The organism is Alteromonas sp. C1M14, from assembly GCF_018860965.1.
GTDB lineage: Bacteria > Pseudomonadota > Gammaproteobacteria > Enterobacterales > Alteromonadaceae > Alteromonas.
Map to the genome: position 1 here is coordinate 117,719 of NZ_JAHKQF010000008.1, position 17,622 is coordinate 135,340.

At 47.3% G+C, this 17,622-nt stretch carries 16 protein-coding genes; 4 read left to right on the forward strand and 12 right to left on the reverse strand.

Annotation, left to right across the window (positions count from 1 at the left end):
- Positions 1 to 56: 56 nt before the first annotated feature.
- Positions 57 to 1,805, reverse strand: coding sequence for an acyl-CoA dehydrogenase family protein (locus KO501_RS05170; RefSeq protein ID WP_216028583.1), 1,749 nt, complete (start codon positions 1,803 to 1,805; stop codon positions 57 to 59).
- 155 nt (positions 1,806 to 1,960) lie between these two features.
- On the opposite strand from KO501_RS05170, the gene KO501_RS05175 reads away from it, so the two are divergent.
- Together KO501_RS05175 and KO501_RS05180 are read left to right on the forward strand one after the other, a co-directional pair.
- Positions 1,961 to 2,710 (forward strand): SDR family oxidoreductase, encoded by a 750-nt coding sequence (locus KO501_RS05175; RefSeq protein WP_216028584.1) that lies wholly within the window; start codon positions 1,961 to 1,963, stop codon positions 2,708 to 2,710.
- Positions 2,707 to 3,558, forward strand: coding sequence for an amidohydrolase family protein (locus KO501_RS05180; RefSeq protein WP_216028585.1), 852 nt, complete (start codon positions 2,707 to 2,709; stop codon positions 3,556 to 3,558). Before KO501_RS05175 ends, KO501_RS05180 begins: the two co-directional genes overlap by 4 nt.
- A gap of 27 nt (positions 3,559 to 3,585) precedes the next feature.
- Here KO501_RS05180 and KO501_RS05185 read toward each other — a convergent pair whose 3' ends face one another.
- Genes KO501_RS05185 through KO501_RS05195 form a run of 3 tightly spaced genes read right to left on the reverse strand, consistent with a single transcriptional unit; the run spans position 3,586 to position 6,101 of the window.
- Positions 3,586 to 4,770 (reverse strand): mandelate racemase/muconate lactonizing enzyme family protein, encoded by a 1,185-nt coding sequence (locus KO501_RS05185; protein ID WP_216028586.1) that lies wholly within the window; start codon positions 4,768 to 4,770, stop codon positions 3,586 to 3,588.
- A 53-nt stretch (positions 4,771 to 4,823) separates the two neighbouring features.
- Positions 4,824 to 5,591, reverse strand: coding sequence for a class II aldolase/adducin family protein (locus tag KO501_RS05190; protein WP_216028587.1), 768 nt, complete (start codon positions 5,589 to 5,591; stop codon positions 4,824 to 4,826).
- A 60-nt stretch (positions 5,592 to 5,651) separates the two neighbouring features.
- Positions 5,652 to 6,101, reverse strand: coding sequence for a hypothetical protein (locus KO501_RS05195; RefSeq protein WP_216028588.1), 450 nt, complete (start codon positions 6,099 to 6,101; stop codon positions 5,652 to 5,654).
- Positions 6,102 to 6,350: 249 nt separating this feature from the next.
- Here KO501_RS05195 and KO501_RS05200 point away from each other — a divergent pair, with 249 nt between their 5' ends.
- The gene (locus KO501_RS05200; RefSeq protein ID WP_216028589.1) at positions 6,351 to 7,409 is read left to right on the forward strand and encodes an efflux RND transporter periplasmic adaptor subunit; all 1,059 of its coding nucleotides are present in this window, start codon (positions 6,351 to 6,353) and stop codon (positions 7,407 to 7,409) included.
- A 2-nt stretch (positions 7,410 to 7,411) separates the two neighbouring features.
- Complete coding sequence (locus KO501_RS05205) at positions 7,412 to 10,519, forward strand: efflux RND transporter permease subunit (protein ID WP_216028590.1); 3,108 nt, start codon at positions 7,412 to 7,414, stop codon at positions 10,517 to 10,519.
- Positions 10,520 to 10,606: 87 nt separating this feature from the next.
- Here the strand turns inward: KO501_RS05205 and tmpT are convergent, their stop codons facing one another.
- The 8 genes from tmpT to KO501_RS05240 form a co-directional block, all read right to left on the reverse strand.
- Positions 10,607 to 11,239: a thiopurine S-methyltransferase gene (tmpT, locus tag KO501_RS05210; RefSeq protein ID WP_216028591.1), complete on the reverse strand. Its 633-nt coding sequence runs from the start codon at positions 11,237 to 11,239 to the stop codon at positions 10,607 to 10,609.
- A gap of 108 nt (positions 11,240 to 11,347) precedes the next feature.
- Positions 11,348 to 12,913 (reverse strand): sodium/solute symporter, encoded by a 1,566-nt coding sequence (locus KO501_RS05215; protein ID WP_216028592.1) that lies wholly within the window; start codon positions 12,911 to 12,913, stop codon positions 11,348 to 11,350.
- Positions 12,914 to 13,090: 177 nt separating this feature from the next.
- Complete coding sequence (locus tag KO501_RS05220) at positions 13,091 to 13,525, reverse strand: NADPH-dependent FMN reductase (protein WP_354667810.1); 435 nt, start codon at positions 13,523 to 13,525, stop codon at positions 13,091 to 13,093.
- Positions 13,503 to 13,625: a hypothetical protein gene (locus tag KO501_RS18460; RefSeq protein ID WP_289847278.1), complete on the reverse strand. Its 123-nt coding sequence runs from the start codon at positions 13,623 to 13,625 to the stop codon at positions 13,503 to 13,505. Before KO501_RS18460 ends, KO501_RS05220 begins: the two co-directional genes overlap by 23 nt.
- A 125-nt stretch (positions 13,626 to 13,750) precedes the next feature.
- Positions 13,751 to 14,740, reverse strand: a complete 990-nt coding sequence (gene dgcA, locus KO501_RS05225; protein ID WP_216028593.1) for an N-acetyl-D-Glu racemase DgcA — start codon at positions 14,738 to 14,740, stop codon at positions 13,751 to 13,753.
- The gene (dgcN, locus tag KO501_RS05230; RefSeq protein WP_216028594.1) at positions 14,731 to 15,735 is read right to left on the reverse strand and encodes an N-acetyltransferase DgcN; all 1,005 of its coding nucleotides are present in this window, start codon (positions 15,733 to 15,735) and stop codon (positions 14,731 to 14,733) included. Before dgcN ends, dgcA begins: the two co-directional genes overlap by 10 nt.
- Before the next feature lie 95 nt (positions 15,736 to 15,830).
- Complete coding sequence (locus tag KO501_RS05235) at positions 15,831 to 16,721, reverse strand: LysR family transcriptional regulator (RefSeq protein ID WP_216028595.1); 891 nt, start codon at positions 16,719 to 16,721, stop codon at positions 15,831 to 15,833.
- A gap of 130 nt (positions 16,722 to 16,851) precedes the next feature.
- Entirely contained in the window at positions 16,852 to 17,577 is a 726-nt protein-coding gene (locus tag KO501_RS05240; RefSeq protein ID WP_216028596.1) for an SHOCT domain-containing protein, read from the reverse strand.
- Positions 17,578 to 17,622 lie beyond the last annotated feature (45 nt).

Sequence of the window (17,622 nt, forward strand, 5' to 3'; positions counted from 1 at the left end):
CAGTAAAAAAGGCGCTTTTAAAGCGCCTTTTTTTATTGTTTTAAGGTTGTTTGTGGTTACTCGTTGGCGGTATATGCCTGTGGGGTGGGTAAATCACATTTCATCGCCGTTAAGTGTGCCTCAGCACGAGGCAGTATTCGGGTGTTGAAAAAATGAGCGCACTGGTGCTTGCTTGTAGACAAGGCTTTATTGTCTGAACGGGCGGCCACGTCAGCCATGCTCGACCAGCACACACTCAGCAATGAATAGGCGGTGTAAGCAAGATAATCGTAAGCGGCACCTGCCAATTCAGCGGATGGCATATCTAAACAAGCCAAAGACGTTCTATGCCAGTTTTGCAACACTGTTTGAGCCGAAGCTTGGGCTGTGGGATCCTCAATGGCTGTCACTAGGTCAGAGAATACCGCAAAGGTAGTATTTAGTTTTTCGCCTTGATCCCGCACCAGTTTTCGGCCGATCAAATCTGTCGCTTGTATGCCGTTGGTGCCTTCATAAAGCTGGGTAATGCGAACATCCCGCATCAGTTGCTCCATTCCCCATTCACGAATATACCCGTGACCACCAAACACTTGGATACCTAAGCTGGTGGTTTCTAGCCCCATATCAGTGAAAAAAGCTTTGCACACAGGGGTAAGAAATTCCACCACCTGTTGTGATTGGTGCTTGTCTTTATCGCTACCAAAATGGGCAATATCCATATGTTTGGCATACAGTAAACTTAAAGCGCGACATCCTTCAGTGAGCGATTGTTGGGTGAGCAGCATGCGAGCGACATCTGGCTGGTAAACGATGGGGTCAGCTTTAGCGTCGGGCTTAGCCGGACCTTGTGGTGCACGACTTTGCAAGCGCTCTTGGGCGTAATCCAACGCGCCTTGGAACGAAGCTTGCGCAGCCCCTAAGCCTTGTATGCCCACCTGAAATCTCGCATCGTTCATCATGGTAAACATGCAAGATAATCCCTGATTTTCCTCGCCAATCAGCCACCCTGTGGCATCGTCAAAATTCATCACACAGGTGGGACTGGCTTTGATCCCCATTTTGTGTTCAATGCTGCCCACAGACACGGCGTTGTGTGGGCCGGGTTGGCCATGCGCATCAAGTAAATATTTAGGTACTAAAAACAGACTAATACCTTTTACCCCTGCTGGTGCATCAGGCAGTCGGGCAAGCACCATATGAACGATGTTCGATGTCCAGTCATGATCGCCGCCGGTTATAAAAATCTTGCTGCCTGTTATGGCATAACTACCATCATCTTTAGGTATTGCTTTTGTTGACAGAAGCGCGAGGTCGGTGCCTGCTTGAGGCTCGGTCAGATTCATGGTGCCGGTCCATTCACCACTAACAAGCTTGGGAAGATACGTCTCTTTTAGCCATTCACTTGCATGGCGGTTTACCGCTAATACGGCACTTTCGGTTAGCATGGTGGTCAGACGCCAACTTAAGTTAGCCGAGTTGAGCATTTCATGAACGGGAACCGCCATGGTATAAGGCAACCCTTGACCGTCATATTCCTCTGGACCAAGCATGGCGTTCCACCCGTTGGCCACATATTCTTGGTACGCTTGAGCAAATCCAGGTGGGGTCTTAACCTTTCCCTCCTGCAGACTACAACCAATTTCATCCCCAGGTTGATTCAACGGAGCCACTACATCTTGAGCAAACTTCGCTCCAGCAGAGACAACCTCCTGGGCTAGCTCGCCATCAAAACCCTGCAAGTCGAGTTGATGATAATGCTTATCCACCGATAACCAGTCTTGCAGAAGAAAGGTGAAATCCTCAAGGGGAGCTCGGTATTCGGGCATGAAATACTCCAATTTAAACGATTGTTTGAATTTTAACATTATATACACAAATTAATGCCAGGGAGTAGGGGGAAATTGGCTTTTTACTTTTTTACTGTCAACAGGCATGCTTAGGCGTAATTGCTAGCGAAGTGAAAATACAAGTGAGGCTTAACATGAACGATAATTCACCTGTTTGCGTGGTGACCGGCGGAAGTCTAGGTATTGGCTTAGCGGTGGTTAAAAAGTTTGTTGCCGAGGGGTATCGGGTTTTTAACCTGGATATTCGCGATTTCGAGACACCAGTTAAAAATAGCAAGTGGTTACCCTGTGATGTGACCAATATTGATGAAGTGAACGGTGTTATTGCGGCGCTTGCCACTGATACTCAACAAATTGATGTGCTGATTAGTAATGCCGGACGGCATGTGTCAGCCAACATCGAAGAAACGTCACCTGAACTATTCGATGACATCTTTGCGCTTAATGTAAAGGGCGCATACGCCGTCGTTAGGGCGGTATTGCCGGTGATGAAATTGGCCAATTGCGGCGCCATTGTCTTTATGGCCTCAGATCAGGCTTTGGTGGGTAAACGCAATTCCTTTGCTTATAATTTAACTAAGGCTGCCCTGGCATCCATGGCAAAAACCACAGCATTGGATTACGCCTCATTCAATATACGGGCAAATGCGGTTTGTCCTGGCACCATTGAAACGCCGTTATATCATCAAGCCATTGACACTTACGTGGATAAAAGCGGCGCAGATAAGGCCCAAGTGCACCAAGAAGAAGCGGCAGCACAGCCACTTGGACGGTTGGGACAGCCAGAAGAAGTCGCCGAGCTTACCTACTTTTTAGCCAGCGATAAAGCCGCTTTTATAACGGGTAGCCTACACAGTATTGATGGAGGCTACACAGCCCAGTGATAGACATTATCGATAGCCATGTGCATTTTTTTGCCCTCGATACAGGGGATTATCACTGGTTAAAACCCCACAACCCGCCTCATTGGCCGGACAAAACCGAGTTGGCTCGGCCGGTGTCAGAAGCCGATTTACGGTTGGGTGATACCCTGTCCCTAGCGGGGTTTGTGCATATTGAAGCCGGGTTTGATAATGCCCAACCTTGGCGAGAGATCGACTGGTTGGCCCAGCATTGCCATCGCCCTTTTGCGGCAGTGGCAGGGTGGGACTTAACCGATGTTCAGGGCGAGCACACGTTGGCTAAGTTGCTGCAACGAACAAAGGTTACCGGGGTAAGGCATATCTTAGATGAGGACGCCGTTTCGATTCTTACTCATCCACTAGCGGCGCAACATTTCGGCCTGTTACAAGACGCCAACCTGCGCTTTGATGTACAGCTTCCTTTATCAGATAGTAAAGGGGTTAATGCATTGGTTAAGATCATTCGCCAGTTTCCTGCTTTGCCGTTTATTATTAATCATGCAGGCTTTCCTTTTAGTGACACGTTAAGCCCCAACCATTGGCAAAATAACCTGGCTGAATTAGCCCAATATTCCAATGTGGCCATTAAGTTATCTGGGTGGGAAATGCAGGAACGGCAGTGGAAAACAAAGGTGATTCGCCCGGTGATGCATCATATCTTTAATGTGTTTGGGCGGCAGCGAGTGATGCTAGGCAGTAATTTTCCACTTTGTTTGTGGCACGCCAGTTATGAGAATTTTTGGCAGACCATGGTCTCTATTGTTGCTATTGATGATGTTGAAGCCGTGGCATGTAACAATGCACGGCACTGGTACGACATACCAGGCTAGGCTTATCAAGCCCAGCCTGCTGGCCGTTTATTTTAATGCCGTAATGGTCATATGGGGTGAACGGTAAATAATATCGTCATTTAAATCGATACCAATTCCCGGTGTATCTGGCGCTTCAATGTAGCCATTTACTGGCTGGGGATCTTGGATGCATAGCTCGCGATTCCAGTCTTTTGTTGCATAGGTATGATGCTCGTGGATCAAGAAGTTAGGAATAGCGGTTTCTAGGTGCAAGCTGGCCGCAGTGGCTACCGGGCCGCCACAAACATGGGCTTGAATGCGCACATCGTATACATCTGCATAGTCACACACTTTTTTGGTTTCAGTGAAACCACCGCATAAACCCACATCGGGTTGCAGAACATCTATGGATTGATCTTCTAAGTAAGGACGCACACCCCATCGGTTGTATAAGCGCTCTCCGCCAGCAATGGGCACGTTAACGCGCTTGGCCACCTTGTCGTGTACTTTTGAATTAAGATAATTGACCGGCTCTTCATAATATAAACAGCCAATTTCTTCTACTATGTCACCGAGTTGGATGGCAGTGGCAGCGCCAAGTAAGCTATGGCATTCAAAAATGATGTCGCCTTCGTCGCCCATGGCATCGCGTATGGCTTGCAAACGGGCTTTAAAGAGTTTCATTTCTGCGCGGGAGAACAGCTTGGTACGATCATAGTGGGTAACGCCGTCTTTGTCGTACACGATAGGATCAACTTTAACCGCGGTATAGCCTTCAGCCATTGCTTTTTCAGCGGCTTTCCCATAATCGGCAGGATCATTAAGCTTGGTAATTTCAGTATCCCAGTCGAATTGTAATTGGCTGGCGTAAGCACGAAGTTTGCCATTAGTTTTACCGCCAAGGAGCATATAAACCGGTTGGTTAAGGGCCTTTCCTCTGATATCCCACAAGGCCGTATCTATGGCGCTCATGGCAGAATAAATTACCGGTCCACCGCCTAGTCCCCAAAAGCTTTCACGTAGCATGCGCGCCCACAAACCCTCTGTATTAAAGGGGTTCCAGCCAATAAGCATGGCCTCGGCGATTTCTTTTATCATATGCGCTGCCGCACTATGGCCTAGGTCATAGGCAAGACCGGCTTCACCCACGCCGGTGATCCCTTCATCGGTATATATGCGCACAAACACCGGGTTCCACATGGGACGCTTAGGGCATTCGGTGTCAAAAATTTCAACTTTGGTAATTTTCATTTTAATTCCTGATCTGTTTTATCGTGTCGAGGCTTTGAAATCGACAACGCCGGTTATTCGCAAAAGCTAGGATCCAGCTTATAGGCCTTTCTTAACATGGCCGGCCAGGCTTTTTGTCCGCCGGTTGTGCCTGAATGTACAACACTGGCTTGTTCGTAAATCCCTTTGACGATGGGTTCGGGTATTTCCATGACCTCACCCCCTGCTTGCATAAGTGCAAGTTGAATATCGCAAGCCCGTTCTAAATCATAAAAACGCATGAAGGCATCACCCACTGTGGGGCCTACGGTGAGGCCGCCGTGATTGGGCAGTAACATATGATTGGTGTTACCAAGATCGGTTTGCAACCGCTTGCGTTCATTGTCATTGACCGCTAACCCTTCATAGCCGTGATAACTAAGGGATGGCAACGAAAAGAGAGAGTACTGACTCCAGGGTTTTAATCCGCCTTTCATTGAGGCCACAGCAATGGTGGCTTTAGTATGTAGGTGAACCACGCACTTGGCATCTTCACGTACTTCGTGAATAGCACTATGAATGGTAAATCCAGCGGGGTTAATTTCATAAGGTGAACCATCAAGAATGTTGCCATGTAAATCCACTTTTACCAGGTTTGAAGCTTGTACTTCATCAAACCCAAGGCCGAAAGCATTAACGAGATAATGCTCTGTACCTGGTACTTTGGCCGAAATATGGGTATAGATAAGATCGCCCCAGCGCATGTGATCCACTAACCGATAGCAGGCTGCGAGATCGATGCGAGTCTGCCATTCTTCTGGTGACACTTTGTCTTTGAGACTGAAATGCGCAAGTTCGTACATGGCATCACTCCTTTTATTCTATTGATTACAAGGTAGCAGACGTGCTGAATGGCAACAACGTTAGTTGACGTCAGACTGATGCTTGGTGCTACTTTTAGTTTGTTGCTGTAAACGTATTAGTGCATCTCTTACTGGTACCAAGAGCTCTTTATGGGTCATTTCTTTTTCGGTAAGTATAAACGGATCTCGTTTCACCCATTTAAGGGACGGATTTGCCCAATCGGGGCTAGCAAATGACGTCTCGATAGTGGCTAACCCTGCTTGCTCTGCACACTGATAGATACCGGTGTTTTGTGGGGTAGAGATAAGTAATGGACCGACTTCTACATTAATACCCGTTTGCCGCCAAATATGCTGATGCAATACGCACTGCTCATTGGCTTGGTCTGCCGTATCGGCAATGGGTACCGTAACCTTACCGGCTGAGTTTTGTAGCATTAATACCTCATTGAATTCGCCGGGAATCAAACACACTGCTTGGGCATGGGCCTGCACAGAAGGGGCACTCATCCGACATGCGGCATCATTCGGCGCGTCTGTGCAGCCTAAAAGCGGTAGAAGTAACAAAACGACTGATGAGCGAATCCTAATTAACATATGAGTAGGTACAATAAAAACTAAAAATAATATTAATAAGCCGGTGAAAATCCCTCTTACTTCGTTAAAAGGGATTGCAGGCAGTATAACAAGAATAATCCGGGCCACGAACTATCCGCCCAATTTTATGTATCAAGTGCAACACGTTGATAGGAATCAGAGATGTCAAACAAGAAGTTTTTATCGCCCCTTTTGCTGGGTGTCGTCGCCCTTGGCGCGTTTTTAATTTATGTAAATGTGCCGCAAGAGGAATCTTCAAAAGGGCCGGGTAACCGAGAAACCCCAGTGCGGGTGGTTACCGTTACCGAGCAAACCTTTCCTATTACCGTGGAAGCCCTTGGTACAGCGAAAGCCAATGAATCTGTCACAATTACGGCACAGCAAACCGAGTTGATTAGCGAAGTGTTGTTTGATGATGGCGATACGGTTAAAGCCAATCAACTGTTAGTGCAGTTAAACGATACCCAAGAACAGGCTCGACTTGTGGAATTGCAGGCCAATATCGATGAAGCCAAACGACAGTACGAGCGGGTAAAGAACTTGGCGTTAACTCGGGTGGCGTCAGAGCAAATTGTGGATGAACAACAAGCCAAAGTAAAAGCCCTTGAAGCCCAGCTTGATGTGGCAAAAGCGCAGTTAGCCGATTTACAGGTGCGTGCACCATTTGCAGGTGTGCTTGGCATTCGAAGTGTCAGTAAAGGCTCACTTATTCAGCCTGGAGACGAAATTACCACCCTTGATGACGTTAGCGTCATTAATGTGGATTTTAGTGTTGCAGAAGGTCAGTTAGCCAGTTTATCCATAGGCCAGAGCGTGGAGGCCCATTCCGTGGCCTATCCGGGTATCGATTTTAACGGGGAAATTAAAACCATTGGCTCAAGGGTGGATCCGGTGGCGCGGTCGGTGTTGATACGCGCTGAAGTGGACAATAAAACTGGCATGTTACGTCCGGGTATGTTGTTACAAATCACGCTACAAAAGCGGGTATTAGAAACCCTAGTGATTCCCGAGAAATCCTTAGTTCCGGTACAGAAAAAACAATATGTTTTTGTGGTCGACGATGGCATTGTGCATCAGCGAGAAGTGTCTATTGGTGAGCGTAAACCGGGAATTGTTCAAATTGTGAGTGGCCTAAGCGCGGGTGAAGTTATTGTTACCGAAGGCACACTGCGGGTACAAGAAAACTCGAAAGTGCGCATACTCAACCAAGGCGGGCAATAAACATGTGGTTGTCAGACGTCTCAGTTAAACGACCGGTATTTGCCTCGGTTATTAATTTACTGGTGATTATATTTGGTATCGTCGCCATCAGTATGTTGTCGCTGCGGGAATACCCTGATATCGATCCGCCCATCGTGTCCATCAACACAAATTACGATGGCGCGTCGGCCAATATTGTAGAAACTCGTATTACTCAGTTGTTAGAAGATCGTATCAGCGGAATTGAGGGAATAAAAAATATTACCTCTACCAGTCGTAATGGACGCTCTTCAATCACCATTGAATTTCAGTTATCAAGAGACATTGATGCCGCGTCCAACGATGTGCGAGAACGGGTCAGTCGAGCGTTAAACAACCTGCCAGAACAGGCGGATCCACCGGAAGTATCAAAAGAGAATTCTGATGAAGACGTGGTGGTATGGTTTAATTTGCGCAGCACCAACCTAAGCTCCATTGAACTGACCGATTACGCCGAGCGTTATTTGGTGGACCGTTTATCGATTGCCGATGGTGTGGCCAGAGTGAGACTCGGTGGCGGGCGCACCTATGCCATGAAAGTGTTTTTAGATCGCAATGCCATGGCCGCCAGGGGGATTACGGTAACCGATGTGGAATCGGTGATCCGCTCTGAAAATGTGGAGTTACCTGCAGGTGAGGTGGAATCTACCGACCGAGATTTTGAAGTGCGGGTGGCTCGCACGTACTTAACCCCAGATGATTTTTCTCAACTCACTGTCGCGGTGGGGGATGACGGATACCTGGTGCGTTTAGGTGAAATTGCTCGGGTAGAATTGGCCGCAGAGGACGACGAAAATGAATTTCGTGGTGATGGCGTGAACATGATTGGCTTAGGCGTGATTAAGCAATCTAAAGCCAACACCCTTGATGTGGTGCGGGCGGCGAAAGCGCAAATCGCCCAAATCGAGAAAACCCTGCCAGATAATATTTTCATTGTGCCTAGTTATGACTCATCGGTGTTCATCGAAGAGTCCATTAATGAAGTATACAACACCCTTATTGTTGCCATGATTTTGGTGATGGTGGTGATTTATTTATTCTTAGGAAACATGCGGGCAACCTTAATTCCCGCCGTGACCGTGCCCGTCTCCATGATAGGCGCGTTTATTGTGATGTACATGCTGGGTTTCTCTATTAACCTGCTGACCTTACTGGCCATGGTACTGGGCATTGGACTGGTGGTGGATGACGCCATTGTGGTATTGGAAAACATATATCGACGTATCGAAATGGGTGAACCACCTTTGTTAGCCGCATATCGAGGGGCTAAAGAAGTGGGCTTTGCCGTTATCGCCACTACCTTAGTATTGATTTCCGTGTTCGTGCCATTGGTCTTCTTAGAAGGCAACATTGGTCGACTCTTTACCGAGTTTGCCCTTGCCATGGCCGCGGCGGTGGCCTTTTCTAGTTTTACCGCGCTAAGCCTTTCGCCCATGATGGCATCAAAACTACTGAAGCAAAAATCACGTTCAAACGCTTTTGGACGCTGGTTAGACGATCGCTTCAAGCGTATCGAAAGTGGTTATTATCGTAGTTTAGGGCAAACCATTCACCAGCCCATATTGATGGGCTTGTTGTTCGTACTTTCTTTAGTGCTCACTTGGCAGTTGTCGAATAAAATTCCCAGTGAATTCACCCCTAAGGAAGATCGGGGCAATTTTTATGTGTTGATGCAGGGGCAGGAAGGCTCGTCTTTTGAAAATAATGCAGAAAACTTGCGCAAAATTGAATCAATTTTGATGCCTTATCGAGAAGAAGGAAAAATCAGTCGCTTGTTGGTGAGAACCCCAGGATCTGGTACTAATGCCGGCATGGCAGTGGTGGGCGTGGTGCCTTGGGATGAGCGGGATTTCACCTCTTTTGAATTAATGGATGAAATTTCCAAAAAGCTGGAAGCCGTGCCCGATGTGCGGGCTTTTTCTGTGATGCGTAGCGGGATCAGCGGCGGTACTGGACGTCCGGTGCAGTTCGTATTGCAAGGGGATACCTATGAAAACCTGGTGGCATGGCGTGATATCGTGATGGAGAAAGCCAGTGAAAACCCCGGCCTAGTGCGTCTCGATTCAGACTACAAAGATACCTCGCCCCAGTTACTTATTAATATCGACCGAGACCGCGCGGCAGATTTAGGCGTGTCTATCTCCGATATTGGTGGCACCTTAGAGGTCATGCTAGGTCAGCGACGTGTTTCTACCTATTTGGATCGAGGTGAAGAATATGACGTTATTATGGAAGGGATTGAAGCAGATTACCGCAGCCCAAGTAGCATCGATAATTTATATGTTCGCTCTTCCCGCACCGGTCAATTGATCCCCATGGATAACCTATTAACCGTAGAAGAGCAGGCAACGTCGGCACTGTTAAATCGTTATAACCGTATGCGCGCCATCACTATCACGGCGAACTTAGCCCCGGGTTATACTCTAGGTGAAGCGTTAGGCTACCTTGAAGAGATTGTGCAAACGGAATTGCCTGACACTGTGTCCATTGACTATAAGGGAGAATCCCAGCTTTATCATGAGGCCGGTAACTCCTTTGTTTTCGTGTTTGCCTTGGCATTGGCCGTTACTTATCTCATCTTGGCAGCCCAATTTGAAAGCTGGATCCATCCGTTGGTGATCATGCTGACGGTACCTTTAGCATTGGTGGGAGCCTTTATTGGATTGTATCTGGCAGATATGACCATCAATATATACAGTCAGATAGGCCTTGTGATGCTAATCGGACTGGCGGCGAAAAATGGCATATTGATTGTGGAATTTGCCAATCAGTTAAGGGATGCCGGTGTGGAGTTTGAAGAAGCATTACGTCGCGCGGCAGCCCAACGTTTGCGTCCTATCGTAATGACCGGCTTTACCACTGTATTTAGTGCGCTACCCTTGGTCGTTGCCTCTGGGCCGGGCTCTGAAAGCCGCATGGTGATTGGCATGGTGATTTTTGCCGGGGTGATTGTCTCAGCCTTTATGACCTTGTTTATTGTGCCTGCGGCTTACGCAGCCTTTGCTCGCAATACCAGCTCACCGGAAGGTAGAGCCAAATTACTTGCCGAACAAGACGAAGGGATCCCTTATCATAAAGGTGAATTAGAGTAACCAAGGTCGATACGCTGTGTTGGCTAAAATAAAAACACCGGTATGCCAAATACCGGTGTTTTTTTATTTTGCGGGTAATATTTTTTATTATTTGGGGGTTAGTTGCCACACTTGTTCATGAGCCGGAACCTTGCCTTTTAGATTAATAGGGTGGCTGCTAAGACAGGCTAGATGGTAGTGATTCTGGTAATGTTGTTCTACTTCTCGGTCAGGGACTGAAAACGGCGGCCCTGGAAGCACAGCTTGATCGTAATGAAAAGTAATCAGCAATTGAGGGGCACATTGGGTGATTGTTCGCAGGTGTTCTGTGTAGCCAGTGCGCATAGCCGGTGGCAAGGCAACCAATGCCGCTCTGTCGTAGATGGCATCAATTGGGCCTAGCATTTCGCCGGTTAGATGAAATATATCACCACCGAAAACGGTCACCCCATGGCTCTCATAACGGGTAATCTCACCTAGTTTGGTGGTGTGGGGGATCACGTCGAGCTGCTCAAACAATTGTTGAATGGCAATGCCACTGAGTTCTGCACCTACCACCTCATAGCCACAGGAAATTAACCAGGAAATATCTAAGGTTTTTCCGCACAAAGGAAGAAAGACCCGTTGGTTTGGCTGCAGGTTAAGGGCTGGAAAATGGGTCACTAAGTTAGGGTTTGCATCTTCCTCGTGAAAGCCCGTTTCGTTGTTATGCCATTTTTGTAACCAAAATTCCCGATCCATACTACGCTCATTATTGAATTAACTGAGTGGTAGACTAACGAAACTCCGTTCTCGGGTAAATGGAATTTAAAGCCCGATACGGTGTTTTTGGTGAAAGTGTGTATATGCCTATCTAGTGGTTAACCAAGGTAGAACATACATCAGCACCCCTATTAAAACCAAGCTCCACACACCAAGTATTAGTGCCAGTTGATAACTGATACCGCGTACAGAGGGCAGCTTATGTGCTGCATCGTTAGGAAACTTAATGCTGATTAGGGCGCTAGTACTTACCGTGACAATAAAGCCAATGAGGTTCCACCAGAACCAGAACAGGGTACTGTCACTTAACCATAAAAATACATTGATGCTTACCCCAAGAATTAGCCCACAGTTAGCGGCTAACGGGGAGATACGACGACTGTGAATACCGGTGAGGAAAATGGCCAGCACTGGGCCATAAAACACCGATCCGATTTTGTTGATTGCTTCGATAACAGTGGGGGCAATATTGCCGGCGTAAAGGGATAATACCAAGGTGATCAAACCCCATGTGATGCCGGTGATCCGAGCACGTTTTAAATAGCGTTTATCATCTAATTTAGCACCGGTTAAGCGACTAATATCTTCTGTGGTTACCGCCGCTAAACTATTAATGGCAGAACTTAACGATGACATAGCCGCGGCGAGGATAGCCACCACTAAAATGCCTACAATACCTGCTGGTAAGTAATTAATAATAAACACAGGCATCATCCAGTCGGGCTCGTCGGCAGGTATTTGTGCTTGAATGTCAGGAGACGACATAACTACAGCACCTATCACCAGACCGGTACCGCAATATAATGCGGTTATAGGAAACCGGCAAAACGCCACGGTAATGAGCATTTTTTTTAAATCGGTAATGCTATGACTAGATAAAGAGCGCTGGGCTTCGGATTGATCACAACCATAGTAGGATGCATAAAGGACCACACCACCAAATATCATGGGCAGTAGCCCAAAGTCATTACCGTCTAATCCCGCGGTATCGGTGTTGATGGCTTGCAGGCGCTCAGCGGGAATAATGGCCATCACATTTTGCCACCCTCCTGCGGCTTCTAGGCCTGCCCACAAACAAACAGCGGCTCCGGCCACAATCAGTACCATTTGAATGGCATCACCATAAACAACGGCTTTCATGCCCCCCATTGAAGAGTAAATTAGGGTGATAACACCAATCATCAAGATGGCATAAAACTGATCGATGCCCATGGTGCCTTGTAAAATAAGAGCAATGGCATAAATCATAATGGCAGTGGCAAAGGAACGGCTAATTTGAAAGACAGCGCTGATCAACAGACGAGTCGAACGAGAAAAACGTTGTTCCAGGTAATCGTAAACACTGACCACACCGGCATTGTGTAATGTGGGCAATAAGCGCCACAGCATAATGATCACGGCCAGCGGAAGGGCGAGTTCGTAACTGAGCCATATAAGGCCGCCCCCCTCTCGTAATCCCACAAAGGCCGGGGCTGATATAAAACTAATGGCAGATAACTGGGTGGCCATCACAGACAAAGCTAACGCTGGCCAAGCCAGGGTTCTACCACCTAAAAAATATTCTTTTCCTGAGTGCTGATGACGAAACATCAGCCCTAATACCAACATGCCTACGAGGTACGCGCCAACAATGCTGTAATCCAGCCAGGTCATTCCTTCTCTCCTTTTTAAGGCGTGGTACACGCACTTGATGTCAATGGTGACAAGATACGTCAGATAAACGAGTTTCGATTACTCTATCATATTGATTTATCTAGCGCAGAAAGAAGAAATGTGTCGTGTGAGAAGGGATATTGAAGGGCAGTCCTGTTACTGCCCTGTAATCGGTTGTTAGTCTGTGAGGCTGTCAGAGGCTTGCTGCAGTTGTTTGATTATGGAAGGATCCGACACCGTACCGCTATGTTCATCGAAGATTTCATAAAAGTTGGCGACAGAAACCGAGGCCTTCACATTTCCACCAAAAAAGCCCGCGGACTGGGTTGCGGCGTTAAGCACCGACTTGGCGCCGCCAGGGCCAGGGGAAGCCGATAAATATACCGCCGGCTTGTCTGCATAAACCTTGCGTTCAATCCGGGTAGCCCAATCGAATAAATTTTTGTAAGCGGCAGGATAATGGCCATTATGTTCAGCAAAAGAAATAACCAGTCCATCGGCGTCTGCAATGGCAGCAAGAAACTGTTTTGCCCCCTCAGGCTGCCCCACCTCTTTTTCTGTGTCTTCACTAAATAAAGGCACAGGGTAGTCATTTATATCCAGCACCGTCACTGTTCCACCTTCCACCTTCCACCAAGCTGGCCGTGTAGGTGGCAAGGGCTTTGTTTATAGAATGGCGACTTGTGCTGGCACCAAATGCGACGATTTTCATTGTTAAAACTCCATTGATGTAATGATGACCGTTACAATAGTGCTTTATGGCTCGAAGCATAAGCGCTAAAAATAAAACGTATCGTTCGATATTATGCAATGTACGTAACACTGCCGCTTACAGTATTAGGGCGTTCCCCACAAAAACGGCGTAGGTTGCCACATTTTGCCGTTATCAAAACCGAAGCCCTGTGTTCTATCTTGGGCAATCAGCAGCGGTCCGTCGAGATCCACAAATTCAGCCTGGGCACACAACAAGAAAGCCGGCGCCATAGCCAAAGAGGTACCCACCATGCAGCCAACCATCACTGAAAAATTCAGCGCCTTTGCTTCTCGATACAACTTCACCGCCTCTGTTAAACCGCCGGTTTTGTCCAGCTTGATATTGACACTCTGGTAACGACGTTTAAGTACTGAAAGGTTGTCTGATGTGTGACAAGACTCGTCTGCACATAAGGGGATGGGACATTGGTAGGATTCCAATACCTCATCATCTTGGGCGGGGATCGGTTGCTCAATAAGAACCACATTACAGGCTTTTAACGGCTCAGCCACGGCTTTGAGATCGTCAATGCTCCAGCCTTCGTTGGCGTCCACAATCAATTGGCTTTGTGGTGTTGCCTCGTGAATAGCGCGTATTTTCTCAACCACGGCATCGGGATCAAGCTTAACTTTTATTAACGGCGCGCCGGCCAGTTTGCGAGCAGAAGCCTGCATGTTTTCAAGGGTATCTACGCTAATGGTTTGGGCGGTAAAACAATGTGTTGTTTCAGGTAGAGACAACAGGGAGGAAACCGTTTGTCCTGATACCTTCGCTCTGAGATCCCATAAAGCGCAGTCTAATGCATTTCTGGCCGAACCGGCGGGTAAGTACTGGGCTAATTTATGATGGTCATCCAAGGTAACGATATGCTTTGCCACGTCGGCCAATTGTGAGGCAACGCTTTGCAAAGACTCATTATACCGAGCATAAGGTACCGATTCACCTTGACCAACATGTTCTCCGTCTACCACGGTAACCTTGATCACCTCGGCTGCGGTTTTCGCGCCTCGTGAAATACGAAAAACCTGGGCCAGAGGAAAACGTTCTTGCTCAATGGTAATGGTTAAAGACATGACAGGGCCTTGATGATGTTTTCTACACCAAAACGCAATGGATCAGTACAAGGTAAACCTAAACGGGCGCTAGTGGTCGCGCAGTACTCGCGGGCTTCATCCTCGTTTACGCTGGCAGTATTAACGGCAATGCCTGCTACCTTGACGCCGGGGTTGGTAAGCTTGGCGGCGTTTATCGTCATATCGATAACCGTTTCTAACGTCGGTTGAGGGTAGTGGGGTAAGCCTCGCATGTGCGTGCGACTAAGGGCATGACAGATGATCAACGCATCAGGTTGGGAACCGTGCAATAACCCTAAGCTAACACCGGCAAAAGCCGGGTGAGACAAAGATCCTTGGCCTTCGATAATATCCCAGTGATCATCATCGTTATCAGGGCTCAGTGATTCCACCGCGCCAGAAATAAAATCTGCCACCACACAATCAATAGCAACACCTTCACCGGCCACCAAAATGCCACTTTGGCCCGTGGCTCTAAATGTGGCTTTGTGTCCAGCGGCTTTTAATGCATTAACCAAACACATTGAGGTGTACATTTTGCCTACCGAGCAGTCGGTACCCACGGTGAGTAGCCGTTTACCCGTACGTTTAATACCTTTACCGGTTTTAAAGCGGGTGGTGGGGTGACGAATATCCGTTAAGGTAACGCCCTGCTTTTGTGCTGCGGCGACCACGCTGGGAATGTCGGTGAGTTTTTCGTGTAACCCACTGACCACATGCATTCCAGCTTCGATGGCTTCTATGATGGTGGGAACCCAACTTTCATCAATAAAGCCACCGCTATTGGCAAATCCGAGTACCAGTGACTTAGCACCCGCTTCAGCGGCTTGCTCAATACTCATCGGGGCACAACCTGTGGTTACCTCGCAGCCTGGTAGTCTATATTCGCCTACACAGGCGGCGGGGTTCCAGTCGGCGACACTTTTGGCCATTTTAATGCTTAATGGATCGGTAGCGTTGCCGATGAACAGTAAATAAGGGGGGGTCAATACCATGTCAATTCCTAACACGCTTAATCAATCAATAGAATATCTTAAAAGATTCAAGCAAGATGATAAGTAGCTTCCTTTACGGCACCTATAACGTAAGGTTATTGGCTAACCGTATTAATTACTTCTGTCAGCGTATCGAGAAACCCATCACAGACTTTAGCTAAGGGCCGATCGGTTAACGATAACGCTTTTATATCGAAATTCAAGCTGGGAGAAAAGCGGGCTATGCCGGTTTCTTTCGTCAAATTTCCTTGTGCCGTAAGTCGATCTACAATACAGCACCCTAAGCCTGCATGCACGAGTTTGGCGGCGATATAATAGGTGTCCACTTGAATATGAGTTTGAATATCAAGACCTGACTGTTCGATATGCCGCCAAGCCATTTCGCCCAACGGGCCGCTTTCCCATATGCCTATGATATCCATGGAAATCAGTTCGTCGAGGGACAAGGCTTCAGGTTGTGTAGCAAAAGCTTTTTTCGGGTACATGACGACCAAATCTTGCTTTGAAAGCGTGCGCTCTGTCACCCCAGGCATGGTAGGGGAAGAGAACAATACCGCGGCGTCACACTTATGCTCCACCAGCGATTGCAAGGCTTCTGTGTTATGTACGGTTTTAATATTGATCGCCACATTGGGGTGAGCCTGATTAAACAGCGCCATGGCCTTAGGTAGTACGTCAAAGCCAAGGGCAGGGGTAACGGCAATATTAATAAGCCCACTACGCCCACGGCGAATATTGCTGGCTAATTGTTTAACAGTATTAAGCTGCTGATAAATTCTATCGATTTCTGGAAACATCATGTCAGCTTCGGCAGTGGGGCTTAGCTTTCCTTTGTGGCGATGAAATAAAGCAAACCCTAATTGCTGCTCAGCATGGGCCAGTACTTTGGATACAGAAGGTTGAGAGACATAAAGTAAATGTGCAGCGCCGGTGATGGAGCCGGTGGTGTAAATGGCGTGAAAAACTTCAATATGTCGCAAACGCATGATCTTTCCCTGCTTATGGTTAACCTCTCACAATAAGGTGAATGCCAAATTAAAGGCAATGTTGATGAGGTGAGGTGCCATACCCTATAGAGAAGTAGCAGAAGAAGCGAACTTCTTCTGCTAGAAGAGTTTACAAGTCATCGAGCAAAATTTTACGCTTGTCGGCGTATTCTTGTTCATTTATTAATCCATCATCAAACAGCGATTTGAGGATAGCCAGTTTTGCTCGCACATCTGAGGGAATGGCATCAGCGTCTTCGCCCACGATAGAACTACGGATGCCCGTTAGTGTTTCATCAATGGTGGCTACGTAGATTTTGTTATATTTTCCGGCCCGTTTGTACTTGCAGTCGGTTTCACCATCTAAAGCCCACGGGGCATTATCCCATTCTTGTATTTGCGGTGTGTCGTCAGCACATTTGCGAATTTGTCCAAGCTTGATCAAATTTCGCCCTTCTAATTGAAATTTTTCAATAACGCTCCACGACCAATGGGCGTTGCTAGGGTGTTGGCGCACATACGTGGGGGATTCTAAAAAGAATTCTTCATGATGGCCATAAGCCATATACAAGTAACTTCCATCGTATATTGCGAGGATTTTAGAACGGGTCCAATTGCAGTCCGTACAGGTATACCATCCATAAATAACATTATTTTCGTCCATGCGTTCGAACTGAATATAGATGCCATCACTGACATACTGACGATAGAGTTTTTCTTCTGGTTCAATGGGCTTAATATCTACTAACTTTTGATGAACCTCTATCTCGCTCATAGGAGAAGGTGGGTTCCAAATGGCACAACCGCCTAACTGTAATCCAGTAATAATGAGCAATAGGTGTAAAAATTTGTTCATGGATCCTTCCTTATTAGCTATGGCTATCACCCAATATGAATGAAA